The organism is Sphaerospermopsis reniformis (assembly GCF_005402885.1).
Lineage (GTDB): Bacteria > Cyanobacteriota > Cyanobacteriia > Cyanobacteriales > Nostocaceae > Sphaerospermopsis > Sphaerospermopsis kisseleviana.
Genome location: NZ_BJCE01000024.1, coordinates 16004 through 36602 on the forward strand (window position 1 = coordinate 16004; position 20599 = coordinate 36602).

The following is a 20599-nucleotide window of genomic DNA, read 5'->3' on the forward strand; positions in this document are numbered from 1 at the left end:
CAGAGGAATTAGGGTTGAAGAGATATTTGCAGAACTTTTGACTGATAAGTATTGAGGTTTGGTTTGCTAAATCTAAACCATTGCAATTTTTGATTCAGTCATTCTATGCAGCAGCGACTTTCTTTTTACTTCCTCTAGGTTTAGGAGTAGAATTGGCAGAATTTCGAGAATTACTTTTAGTTTCTGCTGTGTTTTTCTGTCCAGAAGAATTAGGTTTCATCACATCATTTTTATCCTTGATATCTTCTTCTATTTCCACTGCTTCACCAGCTACATTTATTTCCTCATTCACTTCAGTTGTTGAGGAAATATTTTCTGTAACGATAACTTCCTCATGATCATCTGAAGCATCTTCTTTCATTGCTGTGCTGTTATTATTAATAAGTTGAACTGGCATTACCAAAATTAATTGATTGAGAATACCATCAACAGGAGTAATAACCACAGGAGTTGTAGTTTGGTTGATATGAATCAAGACCTCATTCGTAGGTAGAAATTTGAGAGCTTGTTCCAGATATTTGATATTAAAACCCATGACTAATTGTTGCTGATAACCATCTTGGGGTTTAATATTCAAAGATTCCACAGCACCAGCAATATCTGAAGATTCAGTAGATAAAGTTGCTTGTTGATGCTGATAATCACAGATAATTTTGACAATCTTATTCTTTTGGTCAGCTACAATTCCCACTCGTTTTAGAGCATGATCTAATAATTTCCTATCAACAATAACTTGATGTTGAAATTGTCGTGGAATTAAAGCTGAATATTTGGGATAATCTCCTTCTAATAATCTGGTGGTAATTTGGATAGTGGGTAAGGTAAACACTGCAATACTATTATCAATGCTAATAGTACATTCGCTGTTATCTCCTACAGTACCCAAAATCTTTTGTAATTCTATTAGTGTTGGTTGAGGAATTGTGATTTCTACGGTATTGGAATTAGCATTACCTTGTGTGGTTTCTGTTAAATTTTCATCCGTTTCTATCGTTCCAGAAACAACTGCTAACCGATGTCCATCTGTTGCTGCTGCTTCCCAACTACTATTAGTAAATTGAAAATGAACTCCAGCTAAAACTTGTTTATTTTCATCATTACTAGCAGCAAATAATGTTGCTTCTAATGCTTGTAATAATTTGATTGCTGGTAATGTAATATTCTTACCTTCAATTTCTGGTAAAGATGGAAATTCTTGAGGACTAACTGTTTGAATGCGACATTTACCACAGGAGTGAGTAATAATAGCCGCATTATCTACAATTTCCAAAGTAATATCTTGTTTAGGGAGACTTGAAATTACCTGGGTGAATAATTTAGCGGGTAAAGCAATTTTACCTTCTATTTCTATTCTAGATTTGCATTGAATTCTAATTCCTAAACTCAAATCAAAAGCAGTAACTAAAATTTGCTGTTCTTGCTGTTCAGCAACTAACAATATATTATTGAGAATAGGATGATGAGGTTTGTTAGGTACAGCGTAACTAACCACAGCGAGGGTATCAGCTAATTCTTTCTGAGAAATGGTAAATTTCATAAGGGTGCGGCTCTTTGATGTCAATGAAGTAATAAAATAAGAGGTGCTTAATTTGCCACTAAACACCTTTATTTACCCTGTAATTTGTATACAGGACAATTATTTTCTGGGGAGCATACCAATTTTGCAAAAATGTAGAATAAGTATCTGAAAACTCTCTTCTTTCTTCTTACCTTCGTGTCCTTCGCTCCTTCGTGGTTCGTTCATTTGTTCATTTCATGTCTTGACCTCAAGCCAAAAATAAACTTACACATTTGGGATGCTCCCATTTTCTGGAATTCATGTTTGGTAAATTTTAATCAATCGTTAAACACCATTAAGATAAAAAAGACTAAAGAAACGAAAATGTATGTTTATGAACTGATTTCCATTGTGTGATATTTACCGTTATGACTTTGAGAAAGTGACATGAAATGATGAGTATTTAACTGTTCAAGTTCATTCGCAATTTGTTGTTGTCTTTGTTCAGAAAGAGACTGATCTATTTGTTGGAGAGCTTTGATAGTTTCTCGTACTTGGTGAAGACAATCAGTATTAAAATTTATTGTCACTGTTTCTCCATCAGCAAAAAATGAACAGGATTGATTATTACCATTGCTGTATGAACTGACGTAAGTGTCTTTGGTAATATTGGCTGTAAATGAATGGGATATTTTCATATTTAGATAGAGTTTGTACAATTTTGGGCAAGAAAGTATGATGATATGATTGACAATGAAGGCGTTTAATGTATACAATAATCCTATCTGTATACACCTCTTTAAAATTGAAAGCCTATCTAAAAAAAGAGATCGCGCCTTCTGATTAAAATCATCAAATACTTGGCGCGTAGCGCAAATAAATTAGTTATTTTCGGCTCGAATTTTTATTATTTGAACTAATTTTGTTGATTTTGAAACTGGGTTTGTTGGTTTATATCAAGCTCGGCGATTTGAATTATTAAATCTGTTGGTATATTCCAACATTTACATTCCCAATTTTGACTTAATCGCTCTGCTTTTCTTACATAAGTAGACGAATTGGCAGTATTTTCAACTAGCCATTGTTTAAATTGGATTGCTTTTTCTTCAGTTTCAAAACCAAAATATGTGACTTTTCTTTGTCCCAAAGGACTGGTGATAGTAGCAACTCTGGGTGAAAGGATATTGAGAGTCCATCCACTAGCACTAAGTTGTACTCTAGTAATGTTGAGCATTGGTTTTATCTCTGTGGTTAGTTACAAAGACCTAAAATACATAAAAAATAAGAGTTTCAAGGATTTTCGTAAGTGTTATAAATAATCTTCTCCCTTGAATTTCTCCAAGGAAGAAGCGCGTCAGCGAGAGTAATTTGATGCTGTATTGCTAAACTAAAACTGAACGATTTTGTGGAACGATTTCCTCATTTGTAAACTTTTGCAGAGAATCTACACAGGTATATAGTGAACGACAAGAACCTGTAGTATTATGGAAATAGGTTGCAAGTTTTCTCAAACTTCCAGTTAATGTTAATGCCAGCAAATACTCCGCAGCAATAACAGCTACCTGTTGATTAACAAATAAGCTTTGGCGGTTTCGTGCTAGAATTTCAGCACACGATAAACTTGTTGAATTTGATTCTTCAGGTAATGGTATTAGCAGTTCTGAATGTTGCCTAGAAGGACTGGGAAGATTAAAACAGAAATTGGGTTTTTGAAGATTATCAAAAGCAGCTTCTAAGGTAAATTGGTTAGTAGAACCAAGTAGCACCTGTCCAGAACTAGAATTAGCATGATTACCGCAATCTAACCACCAAATTTGTGGTAGAGAACCTGGGTAATTTTGGTCTAAGCAACTGCTAATTTCAGCACGCGCAGCAGCATTATCTACACAACCGATAATTACTGTTAACTTGCGCCATCTTGCTGATACAATTTTCTTAGTGAATGGTTTAGCGATCGCTCTAATCTGTACTCCCAATCCTAAACTGTATCTAGCTGCTAAAACTTCCGCTTTGTATAACCCAACCTCCGACTGTTGAAAATTCTGTCGGGGAATGTTTTTAGGTTCAATGATATCTGGGTCTACAACTATACAAGAAGCTGTTTTGTTGCTGTTTGCTTCAATTTCCAGCATCAGTTTAGCAACCGATGGAATCAAAAAACCACCCGTCCCACCAGCACCCACAACTATAAACTCAACGTGATTATGTGCAGGAAGCATGAGTGGGACAGAATGAGCAAAAGATAGGTTTAATTTCATAATGGTGTAATATCTGTGACATCAAATCCGTTTTGTAGCGGTATCATTCCTTGAATTTTTACCTCTGCGTTTTCTGCGTCTTTGTGGTTGTTTACAGCAGTTTTCAACTATTTAAACCACACATTGATTCCTTTGCGCCTTTGTTTCTCTGCGACTCTGCGCGAAACAAAAACTATGATTTACCTGAAAATAGCTGTAATCATGTAGATGCTACCGAATTGGATATTAAACAGCTTGGCAATTCAAATACCCAGTTAGCAGGGATGTGCCAAAAGTGGCTGTATGTACCCAACCGCACACAGATATGGGGATTAGTGAAAATTTCACCCAAAACAGCGAAGATTCTAAATTTTCCAGCTTCTTCCTCGTCGTCAGTAGCAGAAAATTGTGCGCTCATACTGTGGTGACTGTGTACCTCAATCATCGCAGTCTGATATGATAAGCTGGTTGCCTCTACTGGAGTTACACTGGTAGATGTGGCAGTTTGTTCTGGGGTGTGCAGATGCCATTCTCCGTCCGTAAAGCAGAGATAGAAGAGTATTTCTTGGTGTCCCGTATTTTGAGCTACGTGTAAAATTTGCAACGTTAATTTAGCGGAAACCAAGGGATATTGCAGGTGAAAGTAGGGTGTGAGATGGGGTAAACCGCGAATACTGCATTGGTTGATAGGAAAGCACGCAGACAGTCCTTGACGTGCAGCACGAATAAACACTCCGTTCCCAGCTACCCAGTATTCCATCATTTTGCCTGTTATCGGTGGTAAGTCGGTGCTAGTGGCAAATTGATAATTGATGAGTCCTGGTATAGTCATGAGATAATCTGCTCAATTGCAGTGGTGATGGTTTTGTTACTCCAAGGAACTAAATCCCGTGTTGGGTATCTTTTAGACTTGTTGTTGTGTAGTTGATAGAGGAGCGATCGCACATTTTCAGGATATGATTTAGATTTACCCTGCACCGAATCTTGATTAAAAGCACTATGCCAAAATAATTGCCATACCTGCATGATATTTTCAGGGGAACAATGGGGAACAGAATTTTCACCAAAACAGATAGAACCGTTCTCCATCACGTTTGGTAATGGTGCATAAAATAGGGGAGAATTTTGCTCAAATTTCTTAATAGCCCAAATCCAATATTGACGATTACATCCGGCAAATATTAATCCCGGCATAGGTATTTTAAAAGTTGTATTTTCCAAGGAGATGCAATAACTTTGTGGTGGATAAAACTGCACCAACCATTCTCCTTTGTGGCATCTTCCCCACCTCACGGTATTTGTTGGTAAATAACCTGAATCAATGGGTTCAGCAGCAAAAGCTTCTCTCAATGCAGCAGGAGCAATAAATTTGTAATTGGTTGTTTCTCCTTCTTTGTAAACTAGAAGGTATTGACCTGGCAGAAATAGCATATGTGCTAGTGTTTCTGTATGAGTAGTTTGGTTGATAATCGAATGTGAGATATCACCAATGTTGAGTTGAGGTAAAATGTTAGTTAATTCTGTGCTTTGTTCCATAGTTTGATTACCTGTTTTCTATGGTCAATAGAAGATTCAATCCATTCTGAAAATTCTGTCATTTTCTGGCAATATGTTTGGCATAATTGCCATTGTTCAGCTAAATATTTCAGCACTTCTTGTTCCCATTCAAAAGAGACATATTCTGCATGGGTCACATCTAACCAAATACATTCTGTACTGTGGTCAATGATGGATATGACATCATAAAGTAGAGACAAAGGTGGTGCTGTTTGTTGACAAAATGATGAAAGTTTATCCCAATTGATTTTATCCACAGTCACCAATTTATCAGGAATGAATCCAAAGCAAGAAATCCAATCTTCTTGAGGATGTCCATAACCTATAAGTGACAATATAAATTGTTCTGTGAAACTGAGTTCTTCTAAACTCATTTCCCACCAATCTGTGTTTTGGGAATAAACGGGAATTTCTGTGTATTTTTCTGTACATTCCCGAAAATCTTCCAGGTAGTCTATGGGAAATAACCACTCATTCACCAGTTCTAAAAACTCAATTTCTAGGTCACTGTAAACACTAGGATATAAATGTTGTCTCAAGGCAGTTGTTGAAGATGACCATTCACGGGGGAATAGTTCTTTGTAGAGACTGAGGTAATTAATTTGTTCGCTGATTTCTTCTAAATACCAAATTCCCTCTTGCACAGTTTTGGGAATCTGGTATTTTTTCAAAGATTCAGCAGCCAATTGATATTGAGACTGCATTAGAAGCCGGAAATTGGTATTTGTGAAGGTATAGGAGGAGATTTTTTGAGAATATTTAAACTCTTATCTAATTCAGTTTGCCATTCTCTCCCAGTGGTAATTGCTGTTTTCAGTTCATCTTGTAATAACAGCAAATTTTCGATATTCAGATGACCTTGAATTTCTAACATTTTGATTTGCCAGCTTAATAGTAAAGCTGGGTTAAATTGATGTTCGCTGGTAATTAGAGTTTGAAGAATATCACCTAAACCTTTAGTACCTGCTTTCTTGACCATGCGAATTTGGGTAATTCCCTCTTTATTTGTTCGTGTAATTTCTGCATGAGCAATTTCTGGGTAGAATGGTGTCAGGGCATTGCGGAGCGTTTCGTCAGTAGCTGCAATTTCATCAGCTATGGGTATTTCTTGACCTTCAATTATCAAAATGTAAGGCATATTAAAACAGTGCTAATTGATTAGATGGGTTAGTTTTGTGAGTATTAGTTGGTGGTAAATCAGGAGGATTGACAATTTTGTTATTCTCTGATTGGTTGACAGATAATTTCTGTTCTTGTGCCTCTCTTTGTTGTGATTGTTCTGCTATTTGTGGTAAGATAGCTTCTAGTTTCGTGAGAACTTCAGCTATTACTGAATACTCCTCAATTTCATGCAGTGTTGTAACTTGCATAACTGGTGGTTCTCCCTTGATTCCAGCCGTGATTAACACCTGCCGTAAATCGTTTTGATTGGCTGGTAAAATTTGGATGCCTAAGATGATAGTGTTGCTGTCAAAATCAAATCTATCTTCTTTTTCAGAGGCTACGTTAACAACATCATTTTCTGTGAATGAGGTGGTGAAATCAGCATCGTTATCGTCAGTTTCTACATCTGCATCCACAATTTGTTGAGTTTCGATTTTTGACATAATTAGTAGTTAGGAAAGATTAGCTAAACGGTGTAAAATCTGCATATTCATCCCCCATTTTCTGAAAGATTGCCATTTGTATTCGCACTCTCCTGGTGTGTATTTAGCTGATAGCTGACTCCATTCATCCCAAACAGAAAGCAGGGTAGGATTGACTGATTTCAAAGCCATTCCCACCTTGATCCATGAATCATATTTATCTGCAAAGCGAGGATGAATAATTTCTAGTAGTAACAGTGCTGTTTCTGTATCCTCACCTGTAAATTCTGGATTGGTTGGTAAAAAGTTACTGTTTTTGTGGTAATCTCTTTTTGGTGATTTCGCATGTTTGGTCATCTGTTCAATTACCCAAGATGGTGCGATCGCTATTTCGATTTGGTCAGGACGACAACCACTCAGCCAACGATAATAACCTGTTTCTGGATGAATACTGGGGGGAAGTATTGATGGTAGTTTAGTACCTCTAAATTCTAAAACTTCACCGGGGGCGGTGGTGATTTTGCGGGATTTGAATTGGGGGTGATTGTTACCTGGTAATTTCAGTAAATATTGCGCCCTTCCTGGTCGTCCTGATGTAAATGCAACTGTGGTGGGTAGTGGTTGATGTGCGATAATTGCTGCATGGGCGCTGTATCCATCACAGTCTATGGCGATTAGAAATTCTTGGGAGTTTTGACCGCAAAGGAGACCTATACCTGTGGGGGTTACTTTGTAAAAACCGTGATAGCGGTTTCTGACTGGGACTTTTTCAGATTGTTGGAGTTGGTTCAGCAATGTTTGAGGAGACCAGGGGTGTTGTTCCCATTGATACCCTAATGGTCTTTTTCCCTGAGTGGGGATGATAGGCCAGTGTGGGGGGAGTAGTTTTAGGGTATCAATTAGTTTTTGGGTTTGTGGTTTTTTTCAGCATGGGTTTTAATTTTGATTGGGGTTGCAAAGGGAAGAAAAGTTATTAAACCTAAATAATGTGCTTTTGGTGTATGATTTGCTGCTTGTGCAAAGAGTGAAGTAAACAACAGTAGTTAATTTAGTTGTTGATTTCTTTAGCTAAGTCTGCGTTAGCAGACTTACTATAAAATTCAGTAGATACAGTTGCTTTTATAGCCAAAACTTCAAAAATTGGATACGCTTGGTGAAGGGTATCAGATAGTGGCAATGGAAGTAAAAATTAAAACTCTCACTCCAATCTGGACAGGCGGTATTGAGGCCGGAAAGTGCGATCGCATTCACGAAACCGGACTGCTTGGTAGTCTGCGCTGGTGGATGGAGGTTCTGGTGCGCGGGATGGGGGGTGTGGTCTGTGATCCGACTGAGCAAAAATGCTCATACGATTCCAAGAAGCCTAACAATGGACTTTGTAAGGTCTGCGAAGTGTTTGGCGCAACTGGTTGGAAACGTCAGTTTCGTCTGGAGGTACAGGAGATTGAAATCTCTGATGCACAAATTAAGCATACTATTACAGCAGATCGAACTTATACAAATGATCAAGGTAAGCTAAAATGGTATTTTCGAGATTCTAACCCTCCAAATGCCCCTAAAAATGGCACTTTTATTATTAAAATTCAAAGCTTCAATCCAAAATTCAAGCCTGAAATTATTGCTGGACTAATTCAATTTATTGCTGATTGGTCGGCTTTAGGAGCGCGTTCTCAGATGGGGTTTGGTGTAATTAAAATTGAGTGTGCTGGCATTATTGATACTCAGCCTCTATACGATTGGCTCATTCTCACTAACGGAAGTGAATCTGATAGAAAACTACCTTCGTTACAAAACATTTTTCTTGCAAAAATACATTCTAAAGATTCAAATTTTGATGAAAGAAGTACCTTTGATTTGAAATATGATTTACGACAACTTTTCAGATCAGATAAAAATATACGTCATTTTATTATGGGTACAGTTAAAGGTGATGTTATAGCCGCTAAAGTTAAAATATCTCGACCTTATAAAGATGAAAATGGAAATATAGTAATCCGTGTATGGGGTTATATTCCTCAACAAGCAGATATTTACAATACTATCTGGAATCGAGAAACGGTTGTAGAGAAAATTCATGAACACTTGAAGAATAACCACAATCTAACCCTTTGGCGTGAAATAAACTCAGGTAGAGATTCTGAAACTGGAAAAATGATTGATGAAAAAGCCTTTCTGCAAAGCTTATTAAAAATATAGGAGGATGGCAATGCAATATGATTACTATGCTTTTGAAAAAGAGCATTTAATTGATTCTTTGAATAAATTTGAACTAGCCTCAGAAAAATTTAAAAAAGGCAAAAGAGACAATAATAAAAGTGTGTGTGAACAAGCAGGAAACGAAATAAAGCAAGCTGCTACAGATGCTGTTAAAATTGAACCTCACTTATCCTACTTGTGGTATGAGGCTCTTAACTCTGATCTCAAAAATCATGTTCGTGATGCTTGGCAAAAGAATCTCACTACAAAAAAAATACCAGAAGATTTTCGATTCATTCCCAATATTTCAGAACTTGAAAATTTACCAGCACTCAGTTTTATGCTGTGTGTACCTTTCAAACTACAAAAACCCTATTTGAGTAAAGATGATCGCTCCTTCCATTTACTTGATAATCCAGTACGTAAAGACAAGGTATTTCAAACCCCAATGGTTGCTTCAACAAGCTGGAAAGGGGCTTTACATAATGCAATGCTTCAACAATTGGCAGGGTGGTGGTGTGGTTTAGATGAAGGGGTAAGAAAACAACGTCAGCAAAAGAAAGAATTTGTAGCCAAAAGAGTTAGTATCGGGCGACTTTTTGGCACTGAAAATGGATTTCAGATAGATGAAAAAAAATTTGATAGTTATCTCGATAATCTTGGTGGTAGAGATTTGGCGCGTTTGTATCAGCGATACATTAGACGTTATCTATCTTCAACCGGGTTCTTTTCAGGTCGGCTTTATTTTTATCCAACGTTCTTTGATAAGATTGCCTTGGAAGTAATTAATCCGCATGATCGCAAAAAAAGTACAGGCAAAAATCCCATTTTGATTGAGTCAGTTCCAATCAGGGCAACAGGTAAGTTTATGATTTTGTACGTACCTTTTGGTGCAATTGATGAGAGCCAAGTTGCTAAAGATTTAGAAATTGTGGCAGAAGGGGTAAAAGCGATGCTCACGGTTTATGGTTTTGGAGCAAAGACCAGTAGTGGTTTTGGAATTGTGGAGGATCAACTTGACAGTCAGGGAGAGTTAGCAATTCGGGCTGATATACCAGAGCTAAAGCCACCAGAACCAGAAGTAAAACCATCAGAACCCGATCTACCTCGCTATCTGGTTGCACCTGGACAAATAGATCCAGATTTTCTAAATCCTGATGGTACTTTCAAGTCTAAAGAACGATACTTACAAGGAAAGTCTGGGAAAAAAACTGGACAACTTTACGATAAGGCTAAAAAGTGGTGGGATAATGAACGGCCTATAGCTGAAACTGCGATATTAGAAATAATACCTGAACCTAAACTAACGCCAAAACCAGCTATGACTGAAGTTTCTTTTAATAAATTGAGTGAGTTAGGCGATCGCACCAAGGAAATAGCAAAGCATCTACACCAAAGAAAGGAAATCAGCCATGACTCATGATTTACAAGATTTAGCGGATAACCGTGACGCTTTGCTTTTAGGAGAAGTGGCTGCATTTCTACATGATTGGGATAAGTGTATTAAGCAGTGGATCAGCTTGGGGAACAACTTTAATCCAAGTCAAACTACTCCCCGTGTCAAATCTAGTCTCGAAGGATGTTCTCTACAAGATCCACTTAATTTATCTACGGCAGATACTTCGCTTGCAAAAATAATAAAAGAAGGGAAAAATCCTTCTAAAGCTAAACTTTCTTTAGACTGGCGTATTAAATTATTAGGGAAATGTCATGATGTTGCTCATGTAGATAAGCCTGAAGAAGAACAAGGACTTAGAGAGGAAAGCAAGTTCATTGGGTCTATTTTTGGATTTGAGATTACACTAGGAGAAAATTCATCAAAACTTTTGGAAGCAGTTCAAAGTATTGATCAGCGCGATATTTTTATTCATAACATAGAACAAGCATTTAATAATGCAGTTGGAGATACAAGGCGACCTCTTAATGAAGTAAGACTTTCAGAGTGGGGAGCAGCTACAGCAGCTTTTTGGAAAGCAATAGCCGCTCGATATATTTTAGAGAATAAAGTTACTGAAAATAACCTAAAGTGGCGTATTTTATCGGTTAGGTTTGATGGACTCAGTTTTTTAGAGAGATCACTAACTATTGGTGATTTGCACGGAAGAAAAAAATCATTACAACTAGCACTAAATTGTGTCCGTAGACTTTTGGAGGAAACTTACGCATTAGGAAATGAAGTATATCGAGATGAAAATGGTAGTGCTTTTTTAGTGCCAGAATTAGAGAATGATATTGATGGCAACCAATTGTTAAATCTTATTGAAAATCAAATCTTAAATAATGGGTGGAAACGTGAGTTTGAGATAAATGGAGAGCTAAAGCCTCAAGTTTATCTTACAAAATCACATGAAAAAGCTATTGTTCTACATGAAGCATTACAACAGGAATTACCTAACATAACTCCTTTTCAAGATTGTTCAGATATCTGGTGGCAATCAGAAATCTCTAACATCTGTACAGTTTGTGGTGTTCGTTCACAGGGATGGGGAGGAAATGATAAGAAAAAAAAGGAACAAGCAAAATCGAGAAATGTTTGCAGTATTTGCCTAGAAAGACGCAGTAACAGAGCAAAAATATGGCTACAAGACTTAACTAAAGAAGATATAGAAACTAGAGATACTATCTGGATTGATGAAGTTGCTGATAATAATGCTCGTTTAGCCTTAGTTGTTGGTCAATTTGATTTGAATGATTGGCTGAGTGGCGATATGATCAAAACTTTATTGGTTGTGTGTAGTCCAAGTGTTAAAGAACCAGAAAAAAAGCCATCTTTTGCTCGTATCCAGCGCGTTTGGCGTACCACTCAGCAGTTTTGGCAAACAGCACTAGCAGACACAAAACTACCAAAAATAAAAGGTCGTCTTAGCATTGAATTCAATAATATTGACCAGATTAAATTACAGTCTTTAGGTTCTTATGACCTGGTTCTAGGAACGACAAAACTAAGTGTTTTACATAATGGTTGTAAGCTCATTACCACAGATAATCTTTGCTATGCTGCTAAGAAATTAGGTGCTAAATCTGAACAATACTCAAAAATTGAATCAGCTGCTGAATTTATTGCTGAACAGTTACGTTATCAACAATTCTTTATAGAAGAACCAACTGGATATGGAAGCTCTAATAAATTACCAGGTAAGTTAAATATTAATAATGTTTTATTTGAGGAACAAGAATACAGTCCTATAATTCCTATTCTCTCTGAACCTAGTACATTTATGGCTCTTGTTCCAGCAGAAAAATCTCTTGATGTAGTTGAGGTGATAAAAACAAAATATGAACGAGAAATGGGCAAAGTCCGTAACCGCTTACCCTTACATTTAGGTGTTGTCTACTTTGATCGTCGTACTCCCCTCCGGTCTGCTTTAGACGCTGGACGACAAATGTTGAGCTATAAATCTAGTAGTCAACAATTATGGCAAGTGCAATCAAAAACTCAAGGAACACTACCTCCTGAAAAACAGAAATTAGCAAATGGAACGAAGCAATTTGAAGAAACGATCACTATCAGCCTAATAAACTTAGTTGAAAGCGATACAGAGTTAATTCAAGGCGATCGCAAAATCACCTGGCACGTTCCTAACAAAATGGGAGATGGAACAACAGATGATAATTGGTATCCTTACGTTTTTGTAAAAACAAAAGATGATCAAGAAGTAGATGGACGATCGCGCAAAATCAAAAGTCAGCGACCTGGTATAACTGAACCCTGTTGGTTAGTTCACGCTGGGGATTTAAAAGAAGGCGACCAAATTTATTTTACCCCCTCCACCTTTGACTTTGAATACCTCGACAGCACCGCCCGACGGTTCGATATTCACTACGACGAAAAAGACCGCCGTCCCCGCAAAACTCGCCCCTTCTACCTCGAAGACCTAGACCGTATTCAAACACTCTGGAAAATTCTCAAAAACCTCGAAACCTCCCAGCGTCATCAGGTGATTTACAGCATTGAAGCCACCCGTGATATCTGGTACGGGGAAGATATAAAACAAGAATCATGGAAAGATAAAATATTTGAGCAGTTTGTCACTGATACACTAGCTAATACAGCTTGGACTAAAGACTATAAAAAATGGATAGATATTCCTCAAGAAAATCGCCAGCTACTAATTAATGCAGCAGTGCGAGGAGAACTGGCAGACATAACAGACTTGTATATGGAAATTTTAAAAGAACGGTAAAACACTAATGGCAACTTACAAACGACAACGTTACCTATTTATGACTCTCGATCCTGTTCATATCGGTACAGGAGGCTATCGTTTAGGACGAGTTGATAATAGCATCGTGCGAGAACCAGGAACTAAAATTCCGAAAATTCCCGGTACAAGTTTACATGGTGCGGCGCGATCCTATGCAGCACAGTTATATGAAACCCCCGAAGCCGCAGGACAAGATCAAAAATATGTTAAAAATCCTGAAAATAACCCAATCTGTTACACCTTTGGTTATTTACATTCAGGTAATAGTGATAATCCACAAACTGGTAATCCAAACCCTAAAAAGAAAGAGATTGCTTACTCAGGTGTTGTAAATATTTTTGATGCTCACATTTTGCTATTCCCCGTGCATTCAATGGTCGGTCCCGTGTGGGTGAGTACGAGAGAGCGATTAGATGATGCAGGGTTTACTAACTTACCTGATGAGCCAGATAATCTTGAAACTGTTATTTTGAATTGGGATAATTCGGATAAACCTGATAAACGATTAAATCTAGGCTGGTTAATGCTGAATGCTGAGATAAAAGCAGAAATAGAAGCACCTCCTCAATGGCAAAATGATAAACGCTACAAAGCCATCAACAAAATTGTTATTGTTAAAGATGCTCTTTTTAGCCAAGTAGTAAATAGTAATTTAGAAGTCAGAACATCTGTCGCAATTAACCCAGAAACTGGTGCAGCCAACGATGGGGCATTGTTTACTTATGAAGCCATTCCCCGTGCTACTTTTCTTACCGCAGATGTTGTTTTAGATGATTACCGCAGTGGTGAAAAAGGATGGTCATTAGGTGAAATTAAGGAAACAGGTAAGCTTAAGGAAGATGGAACAAAAAATCCTTTACCCGGAGGTGCTTGGCAATGTCCATTATGCGTAGTTAAATCTGGTTTGAAAATGATTGAATGGCTGGGAGTTGGTGGTATGGGAACGCGGGGTTTTGGAAGAATGGCAATGATTGGCGATCCTAAGACTGTTGAACTTCAAGAACTATTTAACCCGTTGCAGAGTAATCAACAAACATCTTCTGGATCATCTATAGAAACTACTGAAGGAGGTCAAGCATGATGGCTAATCTTGATCGCCTCGCGGCACAACACGCACAATCAATTATTACTAATACCAAAAATCAAAAAGTTAGTGATATAGAAAATACAGTCACAAAAGCATTAGGTGTTTTACAAGAAGATGGCGTATATGCTTGTTTTCTTTATTTACTAGCTAAGGAAAAAGCTAATGGTCAAGCTGTAGTTCAAGAAATGCTAAATCTATTACAAAAACTAGGTTTTGAGTGGAATAAACCTCAAAAAAATGGAACCAATGATCTTACTTCCAGTGTTGTACTCAAACATATTACTGATAATGTAACTCAAGATTTAGAACGATTATTACTTACAAAAGAAATATTAGAGCAAATGTTGATTTATGCTCGTTATGGTGCAAAAGCTCGTCAAGAAGAAACAGCAAAAAATAATAATCAACAGGAGGGAAACCTTTGACTTGGAGAGCCTATCAAGTAGTTTTTAAACTCAAATCTCCTTTACATATTGGTTGTGGCAAAGTGGGGAATGTACAACGTACCCGTTCTTATTTGACTGGGCGTGTATTTTGGGGTGCATTGACAATGCGATTAACCCGTAATGGAACTGATGAACCTGCAACTGATACAAAACAGTATGAATGCTACGGGAAAAAAGTTGATGATAATTTAGCTTTTACTTACTTTTATCCTGCTATTGAATCAAATGGAGTTTATAAAGTTAAATGGCCTTGGGGAAGTGAAAACGAAAACGAAAGTCTGTTTCGGCGCTGTTTTTTAAGTAGTTATGCCAGCACTGCTTTAGTATATCCTCAACAAGCAGCAGAGCCAGGATTATTACATGAAGTTGAGTTTATTTCACCTCGTACTTTGGATGAGGGTAAACAGGTTTATCTAGTGGGATATGTGTTTGAAAAAGTTGAAAAAGAAGAGTGTGCGGTACAATGGAAAGAGGCTTGTTATCGTTTACAGATGGGAGGTGAGCGAGGTTATGGTTGGGGTGATGTTGCAGTAAAAGAAATAAAAGAAATAACAGAATCTGAAAAAATATTTAATGCCTATACTTGGACATCTGAAAATATCTCTATTGTAATTCAAATAGTAGAAAATATAGGAAATAGCAGACTTTTGGCTCATACAGAAACTAGAGAAAATTTATTAGTTCAAGGAGAAATTGAACCGTTGGTGGGTAGAGAATGGAAAGTAGCTAATCAAGCAGGAGAAAGTGTGGCATTTTCTGGACTATGTTGGACTCCAGGGAGTATGGTAAAGCAACCATCCACTTTTGTGATTCAAAAATTCGGCATCTGGAAGTTTAACGACTAGATCCAATATTTCGAGTACCTGATTTACATAATTCCCACAAGGAAACTTCAATTTCAACCAAGGGGAAATTGTACAGCAATTTGTAAAAATAAAAACCTTAGTTCGGAAAATATAATAAAGGCATAAAAGCTTTGTTTTTAATTTAGTGCTGTTTAGAGTGATAATTTAGATACCTCTCTGGAAGATGTATTAAATTTTATACTGGCATCTATATTTTGTCTCAAAATACTTGTTTTGGGAGTATATTTATTTGCAATGATTTCCTTACGCCACTTTTCCAAATCATTCATTATCTCTCTCAATGGTGGTATTTTATTTAGCAAATCATCATCCTTTAAATTCTGTAAAACCAAAAGTTGAAAATATAATTCCCTCTGTTCACCCACAGAAAGCATCTCCTGAGACTTTTCAAGCTTATCTCGAATACCGGCTTTAACCTCTTCTGTATTAAAGAGAGAAGAATTAATATGAGAATTATCCCTTTCCACTTCCTGCCAAACTTTTTTAAGTGCAGGATGTAGAGGAACTGGTATATCAGCAATATTCTTAACCTCCTTACTACCATCCTTGGTTTTATCAACTAAACCATACTTCTCCAAATCAAACAAATGAGCATTGCGGGATATAAACTTCAATTGTGTTAAATCCCAATCGCTAATATTAAGATAATCTACCTGCTTAATAATACCTTCTGCTGTTTTATGGAGAGTAAAAGATACCATTTCTTCTTGTTCACCCTGATGATTAGTTTTATGTAGCTGCAAATGTGCCACCCCAGCTTCTACATTTCTGGATCTAGAAATAGTGTATTCACCTATAGTTAAATTATCAGTCTTAGCTTGTTGTAAAGCCGAATTGAGTAAACCCAATACCTCAGTCTTTCTAAAACTTTCCAACGTTGCAAAAGTGCCAGCAGGTGCTAAAGAACCTAGTTGGTTAGCAATATCTCTGATATCCGCATTTTCTAGCTGTGGTAATTTCTTCTCACCCGAAATCTTCTCAGCTAGTATCAAAAACTCCTGTCTTTCTACTGCTAACATTTGTGTAGGAGGAACTTTAATTTTTATATCCTGACGAGAATTGACAGTAAATTCCATTAGAGAATGAGAAAAGTTAGATAATTCATCACGGCGATGATGGATACTATACTTGTCACCTTCTTTTCTAATTACAAAAGCATCACTTCTGTAAATTCTAGAACCATCAGTTAATGTCTCTCCATAAGCTTTGAGAAGTTCAACTGCTGCTTCAGAAATTCTGGCATTTTCAACTTTAAGTTTATGCCGCATTTTCAGCCAGTTCAAACCTAGAAATTTTTGCCAACTAGCTGCAACATCCTTTTTAATAGGAACTTCTACTTCCCTAACCCATTTCTGATTTGGAGAAGTTATTGCTGGAGATGAAACTACACCATTGTAGTTTGGTGCAAAAGCAACTCTTCGCTTTGGTGTTTCAATTTTTTCCTCTGTTGTTTCAACAAATTTATCTGAATTCTTCTCTTTATTAGTATCAGTTTCAGGTGTTGTATCTGTGACTGTTTCTTCAGTTTTTATCTCATTCGTCGAAACTTGTTTATCAGTAAAATCAGTCTGATTTTCTTCCTCTATGTATGTTGTTTCAGCCATAGGTATATCCCTGGCATCATCCCACTCTGGTGAATCATCTACAGGTGGTTCTGGTAATGGAGTATTTTCATCCCAAAAAATGAAAGTCTCTTCTTCAAATGGTGAACCTAAAACAAATGTAAATTCATGCTCTATTTCAATGCTTTCTCTGGTGTTTTCTGTTGATGTTGTAAATTCCGATTCTGTAGCATTATCAAAAACTTCACTTTCAATATCTTGATTTCCAAAAAGTTGACCTAACAGTTCATTAACAATTGTTGTTAACTCTTCTTTTAACTCTGTTTTATTACTTGTGGAATTTTGACTAGGAGGTAAATAACGAATTATGGGTTCATAGACAACAGCAATAATTTCCTCAGTGTTTAAATTTTCCGTTACCCAGTTATGATAACACTTACCTTTATTATCTTGCTGGTAAACAGTTAATTTATCACCTGATTCAATAGTAGCAATGATAGCTAAGGAAGAGTTATTATTATATAGAACAATATCTGTGATGTCTTGAGAATTATCTGCTGCTGTTAACATTAACTGCTTGGCGATATTCTGCGCTTGAACATTAGACATTTCGGCAGCTTCCCATTTCCAAGCACCAGGACATTCCTCATCGGGAACAAGCCGATATTTCTCACTTCCTATTTGTACTTCAATTTCAGATATGTTTTCTAGTTCTTGCTGCAATTTTTCTCTAGCTTTATCTATTAAAGCCTGGATTAATTCTGCTAATACTGAGGCAGTGATTTGAAGTTCATCAATTATATGGTCAACAGTTTTTTGATAAGCAGTTGCTAATTGCGTTACTCTTTCATCAAACATATTAATATATCCATTTTAAGTCAGAATTTAAGGATTAATAGGATTCATTTAATAACTTTAGTTGCTGATTTATCATATAGAAATACCCTCTTGTAACACCTTAGCCACTAAGGGACTAGCCCCCATAGCTCCCCTTTCTACCTGTGCTTCTGTGACTACAAAGGTGGAAATAACTAGATCATATTTAAAACCTACTTCCCAGGCTATATCACTAATTTTTTCTCGACAGTATCTATCTAATTCAGCAATTTTAATAAACACATTTAAATCTGATTCGTCTGTAGCATCACCCCGCGCTCGTGAACCAAATACCCGCAAATCTAAAATGGGAATTATTGCTTCCAGTTGGGAGCGAAACTCTGAAACAATTTTTCGTTCACTATCCTGTATCATTTCTATTCCTCCAGAGAAAAATCTATCTTGGCTAACTGTTTCTTAATCTCCCTATCTAAATTATGTTAACATTGCTAATTAGAAAAATCCTTTATAAGCATCAATAGGTAATGGTACAGCACCAGCTTGTACAGGTTGCTGAGGAACAGGAAATAATTTATTTACCTCCGCCACTCGTTTATCTAAATCTTCTTGAGTAGGACGTTGTTGAGTGCTTTTCTCTGTTAATTGAGCAATCAAACTTGTCCATCTAGAGTCATTTTCTTGCTCAATATTAATTAAAACTTTCGGTATTTTAATTGTTTTTAATAAAGGAACAGAAGCTTCATTTTGATTACAGTAAGCCGGATTAATAAATATACACTTCCCCGGTGGCAACTTCAAAAACTGTGCTGGTTCAAATAACTTCCGTGTTTTATCCTGTTCGGAAATTGAGGTACTGCTTTTACCTCCCCCAGTGCTTTTAGATTTTTGCTTATACTTAATTTCTTCATCTCCCAGGTAAGCACTAAACAACCGCGCTGATTCTTCTTCACCTGGATTAAAAATGAACTTCGTACCGCAAGCACCCAGCATGGTTTTAGCAACCTCCTTACCGTAGTATTTCTCTAACTGTCCCATGTTCTGCCAACCCAGAATGCCGCAAAAACCCTCACTACGAGATTCGTTGAGCCATCTAAACAGGTCTGGTAGGTATAAAGAAGGCACTTCATCGAGAACAACAACTAATGGATCTTGCCTTTTTTTAGCGATCGCCTTAGCTACCGTCATGTGTAAAATACTGCATAACAGTGGACCCACAGCATCCCGTCGTTCCCTATCTAACCCAAAAATAATCATCTGCTTACCCTTGATTTCCAGAGGTAGAGTCGTCTTACCCACAAAACACCCCAAAGTATTCTTTTTCATAAACCGGGTAAACATCAAACTGGCAGTACCGGCGATACCTGCAATCGTTTTCTCAGAACCAGCAGAACTAAACAACTGACCAAAAGCAATCTTAATCCAGGGATTGAGATTAGCAGCCATTAATCTTTCTACCATGCGATCGCTACTCAAAATAGCCGCCGCTGTCATAATATCTGGATACTGAGTTTGCTTAGTCAGCATCAGGATAGCTTCGGTCAACTGGTCACCAGCAGGACCAAAAAAAGCATCCTCATTACTAGCAGCCATCATTTTGAAATTTTTGTTGATTACAGTTGCTAACTGCCTTGCTGTTTCCGCGTCCGTAGAATCTCGGAGAAAATCAAGGGGATTACACACCTCACTTTCAGGGAAACCAGGAGCGAAGATATGGACTTTATAACCCATCTTTTTGGCATAACTGGCAACTTTAGCTTGAGTTGGGTATTTAAAGTCATATAAAACAATTGGAAAACCTTGGTCAATGGCACTATAAATCATCGGGTTAATAGCAGAAAATGATTTACCGCTACCGGGCGCACCAATGACTGCCGTTCCTCTTTGTACATCTGGTATGTATAACGGTATGGGACTTCCTGGTTCTTTATCTTGAGTTTTTTTACCTGTAAATTTGTGTCTACCAATATAGAGAGTAGCACTATCACATTGAGGATTAGCTATTTGTTTGATAGCTTTCTTTTTGGCTTTAGCTTTCTCCTTTCTTCCCCCAAAATAACTGGTAGCTAATTTGCCTTTTTTCGTTCCCGATAATATTTGTAGGAAGACAAAACCGAGTAATAATCCTGTCAGCACTAACCCATTAGAAGAGAAGAGGTAATGAGTGTATTTACCAATTGGTGCTTGGGGATTTTGTAGTTCGGAAATAAAGTTGTTTGTACTCATTGTGATTATATAAATTTCAAAATGATTGATCTAAATCTAAGATTGAGAAATTTAGTATTACAGCCATTTCAAGTAGATAACTACATTTTCTTTATCTCACGCTCCAGACGCGGAGGCGCAGAGAAGAGCGCAAGAGTGTGGTTTGAAAATTTGAAAGTTGTTGTAGATGAATATTAGACCTGTCCGAAAATTAAAAAGGCAGTCTGTGTATGGCTTTGAGGATGTTCTCATTTCAGCCAGACTTGACGTAATCATCAGGGCTAGAGATAGTTACTGTTAGTATAGCCCGGAAAAAATGC

Annotated in this window: 19 protein-coding genes; 6 read left to right on the forward strand and 13 right to left on the reverse strand. The window is 37.1% G+C overall.

The genetic code is table 11. The features are described 5' to 3' along the window. Window positions 1–103: 103 nt before the first annotated feature. From dnaN to FFR48_RS05675, 10 genes are all read right to left on the reverse strand, one after another. Window positions 104–1537, reverse strand: a complete 1434-nt coding sequence (gene dnaN, locus FFR48_RS05630) for a DNA polymerase III subunit beta (RefSeq protein WP_137666664.1) — start codon at window positions 1535–1537, stop codon at window positions 104–106. A 353-nt stretch (window positions 1538–1890) separates the two neighbouring features. Continuing rightward, entirely contained in the window at window positions 1891–2196 is a 306-nt protein-coding gene (locus FFR48_RS05635; RefSeq protein ID WP_201277578.1) for a hypothetical protein, read from the reverse strand. Between the two features lie 218 nt (window positions 2197–2414). Next, complete coding sequence (locus FFR48_RS05640) at window positions 2415–2732, reverse strand: hypothetical protein (RefSeq protein ID WP_137666666.1); 318 nt, start codon at window positions 2730–2732, stop codon at window positions 2415–2417. Between the two features lie 148 nt (window positions 2733–2880). Further along, window positions 2881–3717 (reverse strand): ThiF family adenylyltransferase, encoded by an 837-nt coding sequence (locus FFR48_RS05645; protein WP_236103997.1) that lies wholly within the window; start codon window positions 3715–3717, stop codon window positions 2881–2883. Between the two features lie 238 nt (window positions 3718–3955). After that, window positions 3956–4567: a Mov34/MPN/PAD-1 family protein gene (locus FFR48_RS05650; protein ID WP_137666668.1), complete on the reverse strand. Its 612-nt coding sequence runs from the start codon at window positions 4565–4567 to the stop codon at window positions 3956–3958. Then, the gene (locus FFR48_RS05655; protein ID WP_137666669.1) at window positions 4564–5271 is read right to left on the reverse strand and encodes a hypothetical protein; all 708 of its coding nucleotides are present in this window, start codon (window positions 5269–5271) and stop codon (window positions 4564–4566) included. The genes FFR48_RS05650 and FFR48_RS05655 overlap by 4 nt, the downstream gene beginning before the upstream one ends. Next, window positions 5250–5996, reverse strand: a complete 747-nt coding sequence (locus FFR48_RS05660) for a hypothetical protein (RefSeq protein ID WP_137666670.1) — start codon at window positions 5994–5996, stop codon at window positions 5250–5252. Before FFR48_RS05660 ends, FFR48_RS05655 begins: the two co-directional genes overlap by 22 nt. Further along, window positions 5996–6430 (reverse strand): hypothetical protein, encoded by a 435-nt coding sequence (locus tag FFR48_RS05665; RefSeq protein ID WP_137666671.1) that lies wholly within the window; start codon window positions 6428–6430, stop codon window positions 5996–5998. The genes FFR48_RS05660 and FFR48_RS05665 overlap by 1 nt, the downstream gene beginning before the upstream one ends. A gap of 1 nt (window position 6431) precedes the next feature. Continuing rightward, window positions 6432–6899, reverse strand: a complete 468-nt coding sequence (locus tag FFR48_RS05670) for a hypothetical protein (protein WP_137666672.1) — start codon at window positions 6897–6899, stop codon at window positions 6432–6434. 9 nt (window positions 6900–6908) lie between these two features. Continuing rightward, window positions 6909–7778, reverse strand: coding sequence for a bifunctional DNA primase/polymerase (locus tag FFR48_RS05675; protein ID WP_137666673.1), 870 nt, complete (start codon window positions 7776–7778; stop codon window positions 6909–6911). 240 nt (window positions 7779–8018) lie between these two features. On the opposite strand from FFR48_RS05675, the gene cmr1 reads away from it, so the two are divergent. The 6 genes from cmr1 to FFR48_RS05705 are packed head-to-tail and all read left to right on the forward strand — an operon-like array spanning window position 8019 to window position 15657. Further along, the gene (cmr1, locus tag FFR48_RS05680; protein WP_236103998.1) at window positions 8019–9074 is read left to right on the forward strand and encodes a type III-B CRISPR module RAMP protein Cmr1; all 1056 of its coding nucleotides are present in this window, start codon (window positions 8019–8021) and stop codon (window positions 9072–9074) included. Window positions 9075–9084: 10 nt separating this feature from the next. Next, a complete protein-coding gene (locus FFR48_RS05685) occupies window positions 9085–10497 on the forward strand; it encodes an RAMP superfamily CRISPR-associated protein (RefSeq protein WP_096573105.1) in 1413 nt (470 codons plus the stop codon). Beyond that, the gene (locus tag FFR48_RS05690) at window positions 10487–13258 is read left to right on the forward strand and encodes a CRISPR-associated protein Csx11 (protein WP_137666674.1); all 2772 of its coding nucleotides are present in this window, start codon (window positions 10487–10489) and stop codon (window positions 13256–13258) included. Before FFR48_RS05685 ends, FFR48_RS05690 begins: the two co-directional genes overlap by 11 nt. Window positions 13259–13265: 7 nt before the next feature. Continuing rightward, complete coding sequence (gene cmr4 / locus FFR48_RS05695; protein WP_015364339.1) at window positions 13266–14360, forward strand: type III-B CRISPR module RAMP protein Cmr4; 1095 nt, start codon at window positions 13266–13268, stop codon at window positions 14358–14360. Then, on the forward strand, window positions 14357–14791 hold the full coding sequence (locus FFR48_RS05700) for a hypothetical protein (RefSeq protein ID WP_236103999.1): 435 nt from the start codon (window positions 14357–14359) through the stop codon (window positions 14789–14791). Before cmr4 ends, FFR48_RS05700 begins: the two co-directional genes overlap by 4 nt. Further along, window positions 14788–15657, forward strand: coding sequence for an RAMP superfamily CRISPR-associated protein (locus tag FFR48_RS05705; RefSeq protein WP_096573026.1), 870 nt, complete (start codon window positions 14788–14790; stop codon window positions 15655–15657). Before FFR48_RS05700 ends, FFR48_RS05705 begins: the two co-directional genes overlap by 4 nt. Window positions 15658–15809: 152 nt before the next feature. On the opposite strand, the gene FFR48_RS05710 is transcribed toward FFR48_RS05705, so the two are convergent. From FFR48_RS05710 to FFR48_RS05720, 3 genes are all read right to left on the reverse strand, one after another. Continuing rightward, window positions 15810–18098, reverse strand: a complete 2289-nt coding sequence (locus FFR48_RS05710) for a hypothetical protein (RefSeq protein ID WP_096573025.1) — start codon at window positions 18096–18098, stop codon at window positions 15810–15812. 72 nt (window positions 18099–18170) lie between these two features. Then, complete coding sequence (locus tag FFR48_RS05715; protein ID WP_137666675.1) at window positions 18171–18491, reverse strand: nucleotidyltransferase family protein; 321 nt, start codon at window positions 18489–18491, stop codon at window positions 18171–18173. Window positions 18492–18569: 78 nt separating this feature from the next. Continuing rightward, complete coding sequence (locus FFR48_RS05720; protein WP_096573023.1) at window positions 18570–20300, reverse strand: type IV secretory system conjugative DNA transfer family protein; 1731 nt, start codon at window positions 20298–20300, stop codon at window positions 18570–18572. Window positions 20301–20599 lie beyond the last annotated feature (299 nt).